This window comes from Pseudomonas sp. MF08875 (genome assembly GCF_059862525.1).
Genome location: NZ_JCBCUW010000028.1, coordinates 34315 through 50306, shown reverse-complemented (window position 1 = coordinate 50306; position 15992 = coordinate 34315). Strand labels below are relative to the sequence as shown.

At 64.7% G+C, this 15992-nt stretch carries 17 protein-coding genes; 9 read left to right on the top strand and 8 right to left on the bottom strand.

Annotation, left to right across the window (positions count from 1 at the left end; translation table 11 throughout):
* Positions 1 to 2: 2 nt before the first annotated feature.
* Complete coding sequence (gene gspG / locus AC19YT_RS17385; protein WP_095109717.1) at positions 3 to 449, bottom strand: type II secretion system major pseudopilin GspG; 447 nt, start codon at positions 447 to 449, stop codon at positions 3 to 5.
* A 146-nt stretch (positions 450 to 595) separates the two neighbouring features.
* Between gspG and gspI the strand changes: the two genes are divergently transcribed.
* Positions 596 to 970 carry a type II secretion system minor pseudopilin GspI gene (gene gspI, locus AC19YT_RS17380; protein WP_095109718.1) on the top strand — a complete coding sequence of 125 codons (375 nt, stop codon included), beginning with the start codon at positions 596 to 598 and terminating at the stop codon, positions 968 to 970.
* A 274-nt stretch (positions 971 to 1244) separates the two neighbouring features.
* On the opposite strand, the gene AC19YT_RS17375 is transcribed toward gspI, so the two are convergent.
* Positions 1245 to 2264 (bottom strand): Ldh family oxidoreductase, encoded by a 1020-nt coding sequence (locus AC19YT_RS17375; RefSeq protein ID WP_500610694.1) that lies wholly within the window; start codon positions 2262 to 2264, stop codon positions 1245 to 1247.
* Positions 2265 to 2407: 143 nt separating this feature from the next.
* On the opposite strand from AC19YT_RS17375, the gene AC19YT_RS17370 reads away from it, so the two are divergent.
* The 6 genes from AC19YT_RS17370 to AC19YT_RS17345 all read left to right on the top strand — a co-directional run bounded on the left by AC19YT_RS17370 (position 2408) and on the right by AC19YT_RS17345 (position 7758).
* Entirely contained in the window at positions 2408 to 3283 is an 876-nt protein-coding gene (locus AC19YT_RS17370) for a MurR/RpiR family transcriptional regulator (RefSeq protein ID WP_500610693.1), read from the top strand.
* Between the two features lie 12 nt (positions 3284 to 3295).
* Entirely contained in the window at positions 3296 to 4051 is a 756-nt protein-coding gene (locus tag AC19YT_RS17365) for a transporter substrate-binding domain-containing protein (RefSeq protein WP_095109721.1), read from the top strand.
* Positions 4052 to 4238: 187 nt separating this feature from the next.
* Positions 4239 to 4958: an ABC transporter permease gene (locus tag AC19YT_RS17360; protein WP_095109722.1), complete on the top strand. Its 720-nt coding sequence runs from the start codon at positions 4239 to 4241 to the stop codon at positions 4956 to 4958.
* On the top strand, positions 4955 to 5665 hold the full coding sequence (locus AC19YT_RS17355) for an ABC transporter permease (protein WP_500610692.1): 711 nt from the start codon (positions 4955 to 4957) through the stop codon (positions 5663 to 5665). Before AC19YT_RS17360 ends, AC19YT_RS17355 begins: the two co-directional genes overlap by 4 nt.
* A gap of 45 nt (positions 5666 to 5710) precedes the next feature.
* Positions 5711 to 6952, top strand: coding sequence for an NAD(P)/FAD-dependent oxidoreductase (locus AC19YT_RS17350; protein WP_095109724.1), 1242 nt, complete (start codon positions 5711 to 5713; stop codon positions 6950 to 6952).
* Positions 6953 to 7005: 53 nt separating this feature from the next.
* Positions 7006 to 7758 (top strand): amino acid ABC transporter ATP-binding protein, encoded by a 753-nt coding sequence (locus tag AC19YT_RS17345; RefSeq protein ID WP_500610702.1) that lies wholly within the window; start codon positions 7006 to 7008, stop codon positions 7756 to 7758.
* Positions 7759 to 8277: 519 nt separating this feature from the next.
* Here the strand turns inward: AC19YT_RS17345 and AC19YT_RS17340 are convergent.
* From AC19YT_RS17340 to AC19YT_RS17325, 4 genes are all read right to left on the bottom strand, one after another.
* Positions 8278 to 9615 (bottom strand): MFS transporter, encoded by a 1338-nt coding sequence (locus tag AC19YT_RS17340; RefSeq protein WP_095109726.1) that lies wholly within the window; start codon positions 9613 to 9615, stop codon positions 8278 to 8280.
* 93 nt (positions 9616 to 9708) lie between these two features.
* Positions 9709 to 10902, bottom strand: coding sequence for an L-2-hydroxyglutarate dehydrogenase (gene lhgD, locus AC19YT_RS17335; RefSeq protein WP_500610691.1), 1194 nt, complete (start codon positions 10900 to 10902; stop codon positions 9709 to 9711).
* Positions 10903 to 11011: 109 nt separating this feature from the next.
* On the bottom strand, positions 11012 to 11722 hold the full coding sequence (locus AC19YT_RS17330; protein ID WP_095109728.1) for a FadR/GntR family transcriptional regulator: 711 nt from the start codon (positions 11720 to 11722) through the stop codon (positions 11012 to 11014).
* A gap of 117 nt (positions 11723 to 11839) precedes the next feature.
* Positions 11840 to 12841: an AraC family transcriptional regulator gene (locus AC19YT_RS17325; protein ID WP_095109729.1), complete on the bottom strand. Its 1002-nt coding sequence runs from the start codon at positions 12839 to 12841 to the stop codon at positions 11840 to 11842.
* Positions 12842 to 13017: 176 nt separating this feature from the next.
* On the opposite strand from AC19YT_RS17325, the gene AC19YT_RS17320 reads away from it, so the two are divergent.
* On the top strand, positions 13018 to 13869 hold the full coding sequence (locus AC19YT_RS17320; RefSeq protein WP_095109730.1) for a 3-hydroxybutyryl-CoA dehydrogenase: 852 nt from the start codon (positions 13018 to 13020) through the stop codon (positions 13867 to 13869).
* The gene (locus AC19YT_RS17315; protein ID WP_176465128.1) at positions 13856 to 14452 is read left to right on the top strand and encodes a TetR/AcrR family transcriptional regulator; all 597 of its coding nucleotides are present in this window, start codon (positions 13856 to 13858) and stop codon (positions 14450 to 14452) included. Before AC19YT_RS17320 ends, AC19YT_RS17315 begins: the two co-directional genes overlap by 14 nt.
* Here AC19YT_RS17315 and AC19YT_RS17310 read toward each other — a convergent pair.
* The gene (locus AC19YT_RS17310; protein ID WP_095109732.1) at positions 14449 to 14985 is read right to left on the bottom strand and encodes a DUF4174 domain-containing protein; all 537 of its coding nucleotides are present in this window, start codon (positions 14983 to 14985) and stop codon (positions 14449 to 14451) included. The two genes, AC19YT_RS17315 and AC19YT_RS17310, sit on opposite strands and share 4 nt — an antisense overlap.
* Positions 14986 to 15045: 60 nt before the next feature.
* Entirely contained in the window at positions 15046 to 15963 is a 918-nt protein-coding gene (locus tag AC19YT_RS17305; RefSeq protein WP_095109733.1) for a LysR family transcriptional regulator, read from the bottom strand.
* Between the last annotated feature and the right edge of the window lie 29 nt (positions 15964 to 15992).

Below are 15992 nucleotides of genomic sequence, written 5' to 3'. Positions count from 1 at the left end.
CCCTACAACTGCCAGGAGCCGATATCGGCATTCACGCCCTCGCCGTCGGGCTGGCCGTCGGCGCCCAGGGAAAAGATGTCCACTTCACCATTAGCGCCGGGGTTGAGGTAGTTGTAAGGGCGGCCCCAGGGGTCATTGGGCAAGCGGTCCAGGTAGGCGCGCCAGTTGCTGTTCTTGGCATCGGCGGGGCGTTCCACCAGCACCTTGAGGCCCTGGCTCATGCTGGGGTAGGTGCCGTGGTCGAGGCGGTAGAGCTTGAGGGCTTGCATCAGGCCGCCGATGTCCTGGCGCGCGGCGGTGGCCCGGGCCTGGTCGGGGCGGTCGAGCACCTTGGGCACCACCATGGCCGCGAGAATCCCGAGGATGACCACGACCACCATGATTTCGATCAGGGTAAAGCCGCGCTGGCGGCGCCCATGGCCCTGGGAGTTGATGCGTGCGATATCCATCTCGACGTTCCTTGGCTTGATTCGATTCGCCGCGAAGTGTTGCAAGAAGATATGTCAGAGGTATTGAAAAACCTCGGGAGGTTCGGTCAGCAAGCGGTCAAGGGCCGGGGCTAGTGTGCAAGGCTCTCCCCTGCCCTGGAATGCCCATGCAGCGCCCTCGCCGGCAAGTTGGCTTTACCCTGATCGAAGTGCTGGTGGCCCTGGCCATTATTGCCGTGGCCATGGCCGCGGCCGTGCGGGTGGCGGGGCTGATGACCCAGAGCAACGGCCTCTTGCGTGACAGATCCATTGCCCTGCTCGCGGCCCAGAGCCGCATGGCCGAACTGCGCCTGCAAGCGCGCCTGCCCAATGGCCTGAGCCGCGTCGATTGCGACCAGGGCCGTTTGCTGCTGCGCTGCGAACAACGCATCGCACCGGCCACCGACCCGCGCTTGCTGAGCATCAACCTCACCGTCCTGGACCGCAGCCGCGAGGCTCCGCCACTGGCAAGGCTTGAGACCCTGCTGGTGCGCCCGCTGTAGGCACAACCCGTGGGAGCAACGCTGTGGGCCCTGCTCGCGATAGCGGTATTTCCACCGCGATAAATGCATTGCCTGGGCCGGCCTCATCGCGGGCAGGGCCCGCTCCCACAGGGGAGCGGGCCAGCCAGCATAGGTGATCGACACCAGGTCCTGTGGGAGCGAGCCTGCTCGCGATGCCAGCCAGCACCTTTGCCGCCTCAGGCACCGCTGTCGCCTCAGGCACCGCTGTCGCGAGCAGGCCTGCCCCCACAGGGGGCGTTTTGAGGTATGTGGATTAGGTGACCAACTCCCGCAGTTTGGCCAGTTCTGCCGTCGGCAACGGGATGCCCGCGACCAGCGACTTGGCCCGGGTGCGGTAGCGGCGGTCGCCCGGCAGGCGTTCCAGGCCCACGGCGTGCATCTGCCGGACCAGTTCGGCGCTGCGCTGGGCGAAGCTGTTGCCGCCGGATTTGCTCGGGTCGATCACGATAACCAACTGCCCGGTCCAGGGCGTTTGCGCACCGGGGTGCTGGGACCAGTCGAACTCGAATGAGAAGTTGCCCCCGGTCAGCGCCGCCGCCAGCAGTTCCACCATCATCGACAGCGCCGAGCCCTTGTGCCCGCCAAACGGCAGCAAGGCGCCGCCATTGAGGATGGCTTTGGGCTCGCAGGTAGGCTGGCCGAGGCTGTCCACGCCCATGCCTGGGGCCAGTAGCTCGCCCTTGCGCGCGGCGATCTGCACGTCGCCATGGGCGATGGCGCTGGTGGCCAGGTCAAACACGATGGGGTCACCCCCTTCGCGGGGGGCGGCGAACGCAATGGGGTTGGTGCCGAACAGCGGCCGCTGGGCGCCGTGGGGCACCACGCACGTCATGCTGTTGACCACGCTCAGGGCTACCAGGCCTTCTTCGGCGAACGGCTCGACATCCGGCCACAACGCCGCAAAATGGTGGGAATTACGAATCGCCAGCACCGCGATCCCGGCGCTGCGCGCCTTCTCCACCAACAGCGCGCGCGCTGCGGCCAGGGCCGGTTGGGCGAAGCCATTGGCGGCGTCCACGCGCACGAAGCCCGACGCCACGTCTTCGACCACCGGCAGCGCTTGGCCATCGACCCAGCCGCTGGCCAGGGACGACAGGTAACCGGCGATGCGGAAAACGCCATGGCTGTGGGAACCGTCGCGCTCGGCGCGGGCACAGTTGTCGGCCAGCACCTGGGCCACGGCCGGCGAGGTGCCGTGGCGCAGGAAGATGCGTTGCAGCAAGTGGCTCAGCTCGGCCAGGCTGAGGTGGGCCGTATCGGGGGATGAAGGCATTCTGAGGCTCCGGTGCATTGTTATTGGAAGTGGGCTACAGCGGTTCGACTATCCAGTCATGCCAGTTAGCTGTCAAACATTGACTTAATGACAGAAAACATTCACCTTCTGCCTCAAGTGCTGAATAACAACAGGAAGCAGCCTTGAGCCAGCCTATCAAACAACGCCTTGAAAGCAGCTTGTCGACCGCCGCCGCGTCGGGCCGGGCGATTGCCAGCTACATGCTGGCCAACCTCTATGAGCTGCCGTTCCAGACCTCGGCCGATATCGCCGCCAAACTGGGCGTGAGCGAATCCACGGTCGGGCGCTTTTGCCGCTCCATCGGCTACCGCCACTTCAAAGCGCTGAAAAACGACCTCAAGGCCGACCTGGGCGAAGGCCCGTGGCTGGTGGGCGATCGCCTGCAAGAATTCCGCCAGCAGGCGAACAACAGCCCCCAGGGCCTGCCGCGCAGCTTCGAGCTGGAAGTCGGCGCTCTGGTCAAAGTCTACGAATACAGCCTGACCCCGGCCTGGCAAGTGGTCAGCCAACGCCTGGCCACGCGGCCCAAGGTGTTTGTCGCCGGGTTCCAGACCGAACGCGGCATCGCCGCCTCCATGGTGCACTTACTGCAATACCTGCGCGACGGCGTGCACCAGGTGGACGGCTGCGCGGGCAATTTCGCCGACGTGCTGCTCAGCGTGCCCCAGGAATGTGCCCTGGTGGTGTTCGACGCCCGCCGCTACTCGCGCCACGCCCTGACCCTGTGCCGCAAGGCCCGCGAGGCCGGGATCGCGGTGACGCTGGTCACCGACACTTTCTGCGACTGGGCCGAACAGAACGCCGACGAGGTGTTTCGCGTGCCCACCGAGTTCAACCTGTTCTGGGAATCCACCGCCACCATGCTTTCGCTGGTGCACCTGATGGTCAATGAGGTGTGCAAGCAACTGGGCCCGGACGTGGAAAAACGCCTGGAAGCCACCGCCGCCCTGCATAACGAATTCGTTGGCTACACATCGTCACCCGCTCAAAAACAATAATCGAGGTGCTACATGAAAAACGTCGTCCGCTTTGCAAGTGCTTGCGCATTGGTCGTGGCCGGTCTGTCGACCGCCCAGGCCGAAGTCCTGAAAATCGCCACCGAAGGCGCCTACCCACCGTTCAACTACGTGGACTCCGACAACAAACTGCACGGCTTTGACGTGGATATCGCCAACGCCCTGTGCGAGCGCATGAAGGTCGAGTGCACCATCGTCGCCCAGGACTGGGAAGGCATCATCCCGGCGCTGATTGCCAAGAAATACGACGCGGTGGTTGCCTCGATGATCGCCACCGAGGAGCGTAAACAGAAAATCGCCTTCACCAACCACTACTACCGCACGCCGTTGTCGGTGGCCGTGGCCAAGGACTCGGACATCACCGACGCCCAGACCCAGTTCAAGGGCCGCACCGTGGGCGCCCAAGCGTCTTCGACCCAAGCCATCTACGCCGAAGACGTCTACGACAAGGCCGGCGCCGACGTGAAGCTGTACCCGACCCTGGACGAAGCCAACAGTGACCTGGCGGCTGGCCGTGTGGACGGGGTGATCGCCGACAAGTTCCCGCTGCTGGCCTGGGTCGAAACCGCCGGCAAGGACTGCTGCAAGATCCTCGGCGACGTCGCGGGCACCACCGCCGATGCTTCCATCGCCGTGCGCCAGGGTGACGATGCCCTGCGCGAACGCCTGAACAAGGCCCTGGACGAAATCGTCGCCGACGGCACCTACAAGAAAATCTCCAGCCGCTATTTCGCGTTCGATATCTACTGATCGAGACCACGATCACCTGTGGGAGCGGGCTTGCCCGCGATGAGGCCGCTAGCCCCCGGCGCTGAGTGCCAGGTACAGCGCAATCGCCGGCAGGCCCGCTCCCACATTTCCACACCCCGACTGCGTGCCTGAACAGGCACAAGGCCGGCGTGTGCTCCCAATACCGCGTATGCGAAGGAGTTCGACCATGTTCGAACAGTTTTCCTTGTTATCGTTTGCCAGCGGCGGCTGGGGCGCGGCGTTGCTTGCCGGGGCCCTGGTAACCATCGCCCTGGCACTCAGTTGCGTGCCCATCGGCTTGCCGCTGGGCCTGGGCGTGGCCCTGGCAGCGCGCTCCAAAAAGCGTTGGCCGCGGGCGATGGCGACGGTGTTTTCCACGGTATTCCGTGGCCTGCCGGAGCTGTTGACCCTGCTCATCATTTACTACGGCTGCCAGATCGCCGCGCAGAAGATCCTCGGCGCCATGGGCTACGAAGGCCAGGTGGAGATCAACACCTTCGTCGCCGCCATGATCGCCTTCAGCCTGGTGTTCGCCGCGTTTTCCAGCGAGATCTGGCTGGGCGCGTTCAAGACCATCCCCAAGGGCCAGTTCGAGGCCTGCGCGGCCTTGGGCCTGTCCAAGGCGACGACTTTTCGCAAGGTGATCCTGCCGCAACTGGCGCGCATCGCCCTGCCGGGGCTGTCGAACAACTGGCTGTCGCTGCTCAAGGACACCTCCCTGGTGTCGACCATTTCCCTGGTGGACCTGATGCGCCAAACCAACCTGGCGGTCAGCGTGACCAAGGAGCCGATGTTCTTCTACCTGGTGGCGTGTTTCGGCTACCTGTTTTTCTCGGCGTTGTCCGGGCGCCTGTTCCATTTCCTTGAGTCGTATTTCAGCCGCCATCAACGGAGTGCCCGGCCATGACCTTCGATGACGTGCGCAACCTGCTGCTCAACCCCGACCTGTTGGAACGCTACGGCCCGCGCTTTATCGACGGCCTGCTGGTGACCGGCAAACTGGTGGCGATTTCCTTCACCCTGGGGGCGATCCTGGGGCTGCTGCTGGCCTTGGGCAGGCTGTCGAAAAGCCGCCTGCTGCGTGGTTTCACCGGTGGCTACATCTACTTCTTCCGCGGCTCGCCGCTGCTGGCCCAACTGTTTTTGCTGTACTACGGCCTCGGTTCGTTCAAGGGCCTGTGGCAAGACCTGGGGCTGTGGTGGTTTTTCCGCGATGCGTGGTTCTGCACCCTGCTGGCGTTCACCCTGAACACGGCGGCGTACCAGGCGGAAATCCTGCGCGGCGCGATGCTGGCCGTGGCCCAGGGCCAACGCGAGGCATGCAAGGCCCTGAGCCTGTCGCGCTGGACCACCTTTCGCAAAATCATCCTGCCGCAGTCGTTGCTGGTGGCCATCGGGCCTTTGGGCAACGAGTTGATCCTGATGATTAAGGCCAGCGCCATTGCTTCGCTTGTGACCATCTACGACCTGATGGGGGTGACCAAACTGGCGTTCTCGCGCAGTTTCGACTTCCAGATCTACCTGTGGGCCGCCGTGCTCTACCTGATTATTGTCGAGGTGGTGCGCCGCAGCCTGAAACTGATCGAAGGCCGTCTGGGCCGTCATTTGAACTGAACCGAGCGGGGTCGCCACGCCGGCCCGCGCACCAAGGATTCCCCCATGCACTGTCAAACCCTAGTTCTGGGCGCCGGCATCGTCGGCGTCAGCACCGCCCTGCACCTGCAAGCCCGCGGGCGCAACGTGGTGCTGCTGGACCGCCAGGCCCCCGGCAACGGCACCAGCCACGGCAACGCCGGGTTGATCGAACGCGCCAGCGTGATCCCCTACTCGTTCCCGCGGGACATCAGCAAACTGCTGCGTTACGGCCTCAACCAGCAATCGGACGTGCGCTACAGCCTCAAGCACCTGCCCAAAGCCGCCGGTTGGCTGCTGCAATACTGGCAGCACTCCTCGCCCAAGGGCCTGGCGGCCGCCACCCGCGCCATGCTGCCGCTGGTGCAGCGCTGCGTGGTGGAACACGATGAACTGGCGACGCCCGCCGGCATGGGCGCGTTGATCCAGGGCGACGGCTGGGTCGAGGCGTTCAACGACGAAGCGGCGTTCGCCAAAGCCCGGCACGACGCCGAAGGCCTGGCCGAGTACCAACTCAACTACCGCGTGCTCGACCGCCAACAGATGCACGCTCTGGAACCGGGCCTGCACAGCGATATCGTCGGCGGCCTGCACTGGTTGGACCCCAAAACCGTCAGCGACCCCGGTGGCCTGACCCGTGGCTACGCCGAACTGTTCCAGCAACGCGGCGGCACCTTCGTACTGGGCGATGCCTTGAGCCTGTGCCAGCACAACGGCCAGTGGCAGGTGGACAGCGAGCAAGGCGTGATCTGCGCCGAAGAAGCGGTGATCGCCCTCGGCCCCCAGGCGCCGGCGCTGTTCGAGCCCCTGGGCTACAGGATCCCGCTGGCGATCAAGCGCGGCTACCACATGCACTACGCCGCCCTGCCCGGCACCCATTTGCATCACCCGGTCCTCGACCCGATTGGCGGCTACGTGCTGGCGCCGATGGTGGGCGGCATTCGCTTGACCACCGGCATCGAGTTCGCCGACAGCGACGATCCGCTCAATGAAATCCAGTTGCGCCGCTGCGAAGCCCTGGCGCGGCGTTTCTACCCCCTGGGCGAACGCCTCGACGCCGAACCCTGGCTGGGCCGGCGCCCCTGCCTGCCGGACATGTGCCCGGTGATCGGCCCGGCACCAGAGCACCCGGGGCTGTGGTTCAACTTCGGCCACGCCCACCACGGCTTGACCCTGGGCCCGGTGTGCGGGCGCCTGCTGGCGGAAATGATGACCGGCGCCACACCTTTTACCGACCCGACGCCTTACCGCGCCGACCGCTTCCAATGATCGCTGGAGACCTGAGCATGCCTAACCCCTCTGCCCTGCTGGAGACGCCAGCGATGCCCCACCCCGACACCCGCAAAGTGGTGGTCGATATCGCCGGGCTGAACAAGTTCTATTCGGCCTTCCATGTGCTGCACGACATTGACCTCAAGGTGCGCGAAGGCGAACGCATCGTCTTGTGCGGGCCTTCGGGCTCGGGCAAGTCGACCTTGATCCGCTGCATCAATCGCCTGGAAATCGCCGAAAAAGGCACCCTGCTGGTCAACGGCACTGACCTCTCGGACAACACCCGCCAAGCCGCCCAGGTGCGCAGCGAAGTGGGCATGGTGTTCCAGCACTTCAACCTGTTCCCCCACATGAGTGTGCTGGACAACTGCACCCTGGCGCCGATGTCGGTGCGCGGCCTGTCGCGCAAGCAAGCCGAAGAGCGGGCGCGCATGTACCTGAACAAAGTGGGGATCGAAAGCCAGGCCGACAAATACCCCAGCCAACTCTCCGGCGGCCAGCAACAGCGCGTGGCCATCGCCCGGGCGCTGTGCATGGAGCCGAAAATCATGCTGTTCGACGAGCCGACGTCGGCCCTGGATCCGGAGATGGTCAGCGAAGTGCTGGATGTGATGGTGAAGCTGGCCGGCAGCGGTATGACCATGCTGTGCGTCACCCACGAGATGGGCTTTGCCCGGCAAGTGGCCGAGCGGGTGCTGTTTCTCGATGGCGGCAAAATCATCGAAGACGCCCCGCCCAACGACTTCTTCAACGCCCCGCAAAGCCCAAGGGCCAAAGCGTTTCTGGCGCAGATCGTGCACTGACCCGTGGGCGCGAGCCCTGCTCGCGATGGCGGCGTTCCCGCCGCGATAAATGCATCGCCTGGACCGGCCTCATCGCGGGCAAGGCCCGCTCCCACAGGAGCCAACATAGGTGATCGACACCAGAGCCCGTGGGAGCGAGCCCTGCTCGCGATGGCGGTGTTCCCGCCGCGATAAATGCATCGCCTGGACCGGCCCCATCGCGGGCAAGGCCCGCTCCCACAGGAGCCAACATAGGTGATCGACACCAGAACCCGTGGGAGCGAGCCCTGCTCGCGATGGCGGTGTTCCCGCCGCGACAAATGCATCGCCTGGACCGGCCCCATCGCGGGCAAGGCCCGCTCCCACAGGGCAAGCGGGCCAGCCAACATAGGTGATCGACACCAGAACCCGTGGGAGCGAGCCGTGCTCGCGATGGCGGTAATCCCGCCGCGATAAATGCATCGCCTGGACCGGCCCCATCGCGGGCAAGCGGAGCGCCGCCCGGCCCGCTCCCACAGGGGCTCACTCCACACAGGCTTGCTAGTTCTTGAACGCCGAGTGCTTGCGGCCCTGGTCGCACAGGGCAAACACCACCACCAGCACCGAGGCGATGGCCAGGATGATAACCACGCCATCGGTGGAGTTTGTGGCCGAGGCCGCGACCAGGGACAAGGCGCCCAGCGGCGCGAGGCCGCCGGCCACTGCGGTGCCGATTTCCCGGCCGGTGCCAAAGCCCGACGAACGCGTCTCGGTAGGGAACTGGCGGCTGAGGAACGACCCCTGCGGCGCGAACATCATCGGCGCGAGGATGCCTGTGCCGATGCCGATGGCCACGTAGATCATCAGCGGTTCCCCGGTATTGAGCAGCGCCAGGAACGGGTAGGCGAACACCAGCGAAAACACCCCGCCCAGCATCAGCACCATTTTGCTGCTCCACTTGTCGCACAACCAACCGAAGCAGGGCACCGCGACGATGGCGATCAGGCTGGCGATGGTCACCGACAACGAGGTGACGTGCACATCCACGCCTTTGAACTGGGTCAGGTAAGCCAGGGAGAAGGTCTTGAAGATGTAGCTCAGGGCGTTGTAGCCAATCGCTACGAAAAACACCACGGCCAGGCCCTTGAGGTCGTTCTTGAACAGCGCCTTGAGGGGCGAGACCTGGGGTTTATGTGCTTCTTTGTTCTGCTCTTTATTGCGCTCGAACTCCGGGGTTTCCGGGATGCTGTTGCGCACCCACAGGCCCACGCCCACCAGGGCGATGCTGCAAATGAACGGGATGCGCCAGCCGCCATTGAGCAAAAACTCATTGCCGTTGATGGTCAGCAGGTACACCGTCAGCGACGACAGCAACAGCCCCAGGTTCAAGCCCAACGCCGGCCAGGCACCCTGGCTGCCGCGCTTGCCTTGGGCCGCGTGCTCGTAGGAGGTGACCGCCGCGCCGGACAACTCGGCGCCCGCGCCCAGGCCCTGGATGATGCGCACCGCCACCAGCACGATGGGCGCCCAGATGCCGATGGAGGCGTAGCTGGGGATCAGGCCGATCAGCGTGGTGCACACGCCCATCATGCAGAACGTCACCACCAACACCTGTTTGCGGCCGAAGCGGTCGCCCAGGTAGCCGAACAGAATGCCGCCGAACGGGCGGGCGATAAAACCGATGGCGAAGGTGGAAAACGCCAACAGGGAGGCGGTTTTCGGGTCGCTGTTATCGAAGAAGATCTTCGAGAACACGATGGCGGCCATGGTGGCGTACAGGTAGAAGTCGTACCACTCCAGCATGGAGCCGAAAATCGTCGCCGCAGCGACTTTACGCAGGCGTTTTTTGGTTTGTAGCGGGGTCTCTGCTGCCAGGGCAGCGGCGGTGATTGCCGTCATGGGTGTTTCCTTATGCGTCTTTATAGTTATGTGCACAGGGTGCGTAGGGGCTTGCGTCAGCGGTGGGCCGGCGCAAGGTCTGGGTTCGGGGTGTCAGTTGGCCTTGAACATGCGGTCGGCGATCATCGCGCCGATGGGAATCGCCGAAGTGGCCGCCGGTGATGGCGCGTTGCACACGTGCAACATGCGCGGGGTTTGGGCGAACAGGAAGTCGTGCACCAGGGTGCCGTCGCGCATCACGGCCTGGGCGCGGATACCCGCCTCGAACGGCAGCAAATCGCCGATTTCCAGAGACGGGCAGTACTTGCGGCACTGCTCCAGGTAGCCAGACTTGAACAGCGAATTCTTCATCTCTACGCTGCCGGAACCCAGGTTCTGCCAAATGGTTTTCCAGAACCCCGGGAAACTGGCGTACTGCGCCACGTCGCGCCAGTTCACGGAAAACTTCTTGTAGTTCTCGCGGCCAAAGCCCAGCACCGCATTGGGGCCCACGGTGACGCTGCCGTCGATCATGCGCGTCAGGTGCACGCCCAGAAACGGCAGCTCCGGGTCGGGAATCGGGTAGATCAAGTGGTTGACGATGGTGTTCTTCGCCGCCGGCAAGCGGAAGTATTCGCCCCGGAACGGGATGATCTGGTGGTCGATCTTGACCCCGGCCATGGTCGCCAGGCGATCGGACTGCAAGCCGCCACATACCACCAGTTTTTTTGCCAGGGCTTGGCCGTGGGCGGTGCGCACGGTGACGTGGTCACCGCCCTCGATGATGGCTTCGACGGTGCGTTGCAGCTGAATCTCGCCGCCCTTTTGCACGATCACCCGGGCCATGGTTTCGCACACCTGGCGGTAGTCGACGATGCCGGTGGCGTCGAGGAACAGGCCGCCCAAACCCACGATGTTCGGCTCGCGGCGTTGCAACTCCTGGGCGTCGAGGCGCTCGACCTTCATCCCGTTGAGCTGGGAGCGCTCGTACAGGGCCTGCATGCGCTGCATTTCCAGGGGCGTGGAGGCCACCAGCAGCTTGCCGCATACCTCGAACTTGATCCCATGCTCCAGGCAGAACGCCTTGGTCGCCGCCGCGCCGCGCTTGCACAGGTCAGCCTTGAGGCTGCCCGGCGCGTAGTAGATGCCGGCGTGGATCACCCCGCTGTTATGCCCGGTCTGGTGCCGGGCCAGGGTGCTTTCCTTTTCCAGCAGCAGCAACGAAGCGCCGGGTTGGCGGTCCAGCAGCTCCATCGCGGTGGCGAGGCCGACGATGCCGCCGCCGATGATGCAAAAGTCATAAATCATGGTGGTTACCTTGGATCGGTTACGTCTGGTTATCAGGTTGTCAGACTAATACATTCATGAAAAACCCGCGTACCAGGGCACACGGGGTTTATCAGGGGTTTGGGGTGGCTTAATCGGTGGCGGGCAGTTCCAGCTTCAAGCGCTTGGCCGAGGCCCGCAGGTGGGCGTCGGCACAGGCGCTGGCGGCTTGCCGGTCGCCATCGGCGATGGCTTGGAACAAGGCCTGGTGCTCACGGGCCGCGTCGGCCGAGCCGCCGACCTGGGGGCTGGCCGAGTTTTCCCATGCGGTACGCCGGGCGCTGGCCAACTGGCTGCGCAAAAAGTCGTGGAAGGCGACGAAGTAGTCGTTCTTGCTGGCCTCGGCGATGGCGCGGTGAAAGGCCACGTCCGCGGCGGCAGCGGCAACGAAGTCGGTGCGCTTGTCATGCATTTGCTGCAGGGCTTGCTGCATGCGTTGCAGGTCATCCTCGTCGCGGCGCTGGGCGGCAATGGCGGCAGCCTGGGTTTCGATCCACAGGCGCATCTCGAACATCTGCGCCAAATCCGGGCGCCGGCCCTGCGGCTCGGGAAAACGGAACACCGTGCCGGCAGGTGTCTTGGAAATGTACGAACCCAAGCCACGGCGGGCGATCAGCACACCATCGGCCTTGAGCTGGGCAATCGCCTCGCGCACCACCGAGCGGCTGACATTGAGCTGCTCAGCCAATTGCTGTTCGGTGGGCAGGCGGGCTTCGGGGCCCAATTGGCCGGAGTCGATTTCGGCACGGATCGCGCTGACCACACGCATGACCAGCGAATCGGGGCGTTGGAGTTCGAGCATGGTTCTATTCTTATAAGTCAGGTTGTCGGACAATGCCGTTCGCTCGCAGGGATGTCAAGGCTGGGATGAATGTGGAAGCCCCCCACAAAAGCCACAGCCACACAGCCACCCTTCCCTTCAAGCCCCCGCCCGATAGCGCCCCGGCGTCTGCCCGGTCCACTTACGAAACGCCCGGTGGAACGCACTGGGCTCCTGGAACCCGGTCTGCTCGGCGATTTCACTCACGCTCAATGTGCCTTGGCGCAGCAGCTCGAACGCCAGGCTGCGGCGCACTTCGTCCTTGATCTGCTGGAACGAGCCATGTTCGCGGGCCAAGGTGCGGCGAAAGGTGCTGGGGCTCATTTGTTGTTCCGCGGCCAGGGCCGGCAGGGTCGGCCACTGCCCATAGGCGGTACCGCGCAGGCGCTGTTGCACCCGCGCCACCAGGCTTTGCTGGTTGCGAAAGCGGACCACCAGCCACTGTGGGGCGCTGCGCAGGAACACCTTGAGCGAGGCCAAATCCTGCACCACCGGCAGTGCCAGGTAATGGCTGGAGAATTCGATCTCGGTGCAGGGGGCGCCAAAACTCAGGTGGGTGCCCCACAGCAAGGGGTCGTCGCGCAGGGATACGCGCTGATGGGCGAACGCGGCGCGGTCGATGCTGATGCGCCGCCCGCCCAGCCAGCACAGCAGGCTAATCATCAGCACCAGAAAGGTTTCGTCGCCATAGCCCCGGGCCGCGGGGTCGGCGCTGTCGCTGTGTACCCGCAGTACCGCGCGCGGGCCGCGCACGCTGAGCTGGCCGCGAAAGTCGTGCAGAAACAGGCCGAAGTTGCCCAGGCACTGGCCCAGGGCCTTGCCCAGGTTGGGTTCCTGGATCAGCGCGCGGCAGATCAGGGCAAAGGCACCGGGTGGCATGCCGTGGCGGTCAAGGCGAAAAAACTCGTCCTGCAATTCGTCGATCTGGATCAGCCACAGCGCCGCAAAAGCACTGGCCGGCACCCGTGCCTGCGGCTGGCCCAACAGCGCCGGATCGATTCCCGCTTGCGCCAGTACGGCGCGCAGGCGCTGGGGCTGCGCGCCCAAGGCGTGGAGCATGATCTGGGCAAAATACAGGGCGACTGAGTCTTTTTCGTCCATGGCGGCGGCGCTCCCCCGGCGAGCGGAAAAAGTGGCAAAAAGCGTCATCCCGGGTGACTGCTTATGGCATAGGCCTGAAGCGCGTACGCACCTAGACTGGCGCCATCACCCGGCATGGCAAGCGGCCATGGTACGCCAAGGGGCGCGCCCCTTCTGAACAAAAAAGAGACTTTCTGATGAACCTACACCGCATCGGCGTGATTGGCGCCGGCACCATGGGCAACGGCATTGCGCAAGTCTGCGCGGCGGCCGGTTTCGACGTGACCCTGCTGGACATCGCTGAACCGGCGCTGCAACGGGCCCTGGCCACCATCGACAAGAACCTCGACCGGCAAGTGGCCAAGCAGGTACTCAGCGCCGAGCAAAAGGACGCCGCCCTGGCGCGCATCCGCCTGAGCACCGACTACACCAGCCTGGAAGGCGCCGACCTGGTGATCGAAGCCGCCACGGAAAACCTCGACCTCAAGCTGCGCTTGCTGCAACAGATCGCCGCCCAGGTCAGCACCGAGTGTGTGATCGCCTCCAACACCTCGTCACTGTCGATCACCCAGTTGGCCGCCAGCGTCAGCGTGCCCGAGCGTTTTATCGGCCTGCACTTTTTCAACCCGGTGCCGATGATGGGCCTGATCGAGGTGATCCGTGGCCTGCAAACCAGCGATGCCACCCACGCCTTGGCGCTGGAGCTGTCCACGCGCCTGGGCAAGACCGCCATCACCGCCGGCAACCGCCCAGGCTTTGTGGTCAACCGCATTCTGGTGCCGATGATTAACGAAGCCATCCTGGTGCTACAGGAAGGCCTGGCCAGCGCCGAAGACATCGACGCCGGGATGCGCCTGGGCTGCAACCAGCCCATCGGCCCGCTGGCCCTGGCGGACCTGATTGGCCTGGACACCCTGCTGGCGATCCTCGCGGCGTTCTATGAAGGCTTCAACGACAGCAAGTACCGCCCTGCGCCACTGCTCAAGGAAATGGTCGCCGCCGGCTACCTGGGGCGCAAAAGCGGGCGTGGTTTCCATGCCTATGGCTGAGCGCTGCGCGCGCTTTGCCCAAAGCCGGGAAAAAGCCCTGGAGCTGTTCGCCAGCAAGGGGTTCGGCCAGGTCGGCATGCGGGAATTGGCGAGCCACTTGGGCCTGGCACCTGGCTCGCTGTACCACCATTACCCGAGCAAACAGCATTTGCTGCTGGACTTGATCGAGGAGTTCTACGACGAACGCCTGGCCGCCCTGCGGCGCATCGCCAAGCGGCCGGGGGCGATGGCGGCGCGGGTGCCGCGCATCGTCCAGGCCCACGTGCAACTGCACCGCGAGCTGCCGCTGCACTTTCGCCTGGTGGAGCGCGACAGCCCTTGCCTGAATGAGGAGCAGCAACAACAAGTGGCCCGCTTGCGTGACGCCTACGAAGGCCAGTTGCTCAGCCTGCTCGGCCAGCAGACCCGTTTGGACGACCCGGCGGTGCGGGCCGCGGGCCATGCCCTCGCGGCGCTACTCAACAGCGCCCCGGCATGGTTGACAGAGCATGTGCCGCATCAGGATGGCTTGATCGAACACTGGGTGGCGGCCGCCATCGAGCGCCTGCTGCCCTGCCCCAGGCCGCAGGCGCTGGCGGGTTAGTCGTCCAAGGGTTTGGGCGGCGCGGCGGGCTTGGCCGGTTTGGTGTGCTTGCCGGGCGTAGCCGGCACGGCTTCGGCGGGCGGCGCCACGGTGGCGGTGAGTTGTTTTTCGCTGGCGGGGAGTTGGTCGACGGCGGTAAAGATGTCCTTGAGTTCGATGGCGCCTTCGTCTTCGAGTTTTTTCTCGCCGTCCTTGCCCAGTAAAACCACCTTGATCTTCGAGCCTGCGCCCAACTTCAAGGTACGGATCAAGGCCATGGTGCTTTGCGGGTCCAGCGCCTTGTCGTCCCGTTTGCCGGTCATGCCCACCAGGGTGTAGAGCACCAGGTTGCGTTCCTTCGCGGCGCTTTGGTTGGCCGGCTCCTTGAGCGCCTGCTCCAACCGGATCAGGGTCGGGTCCAGGCTATCGCGAGCGATGACGACCAGTGGCCGGGACTTGCCGCGATCCATCGCCAGGGGATTGTCGTCACCAGCCGCCAGGGCTGGAGCCGCAACGGCCACCCACGTGGCCAGCATCAGGGAACGGATCAACATGGCTACCTCCATTTCATTTTTTTTCAAGCGTAGTCCAGAGAAGCAGCTTCAAGCTTACCGCTAGGCCGTTTGCCGCTTGCCCTGCCACTCCTGTAAGGCAAATTCGACAAAACAGCGCAGCTTGGGCAAACGGTAGCGGTCTTGGGCGTACACCAGGTGCATCGCGCGGCTGGGCAAGCGGTAGTCCGGCAACAGGCGCACCAGGCGACCGCTGTGCAGGTCATGGCCCACCTGGGCATCGGGCAGCATCACCACGCCCATGCCCGCCAACGCGGCGTGGTACAGGCCCGCGGTGCTGTTCATCACCATGGGACCGTCCACCGGCACCAAAATATCCCCGTCGGGGCCGTGCAGGCGCCATTGTTTTTCCACCGAGGCCCAGTCATCCCCCGCCGGGTAGCTGAAGGCCAGGCAATCGTGGGCCTGTAGATCCGCGGGCGTGCGCGGCGTGCCCCGGCGCGCCAGGTAGGCCGGCGCGGCGCACAGGCTCAGGGTGTAATCGCGCAAGGGCCGGGCGATCAGGCTGCTGGGTTCCAGGTTGCCCAGGCGCAGGGCCACGTCGAAGGCACTGTCGATCAGGTCCATGCGCCGGTTGCTCAGGGTCACGTCCACCTTCACCTGCGGGTAGCACGCCACGAAGCGGCTCAAGGCCGGGGCCAGGCAGGTAGCGCCGAAGGTTTCCGGGGCGGTGACGCGCAAGGTGCCCTGGGGCGCGGCCTGGGTTTGCTCGGCCAGGCGCTCGGAGTCGGCCACCAAGCCCAGCACTTCCAGGCAGCGCTGGTAATAGCCGTGGCCGAATTCGGTCAAGCGCTGGCGCCGGGTGGTGCGGCTGAGCAGGCTCACCCCCAGGCGCTGCTCCAGGGCGCGCAAGTGGTTGCCGACCATAGTGGTGGACAGCCCGCACTCCTGAGCGGCCGCGGTCATGCTGCCGGTCTCGACCACTTTGACGAACACCGTCATTGCCTGGAACAGATCCATTATCAACCCTGACTTTAAAATGTTTGAAC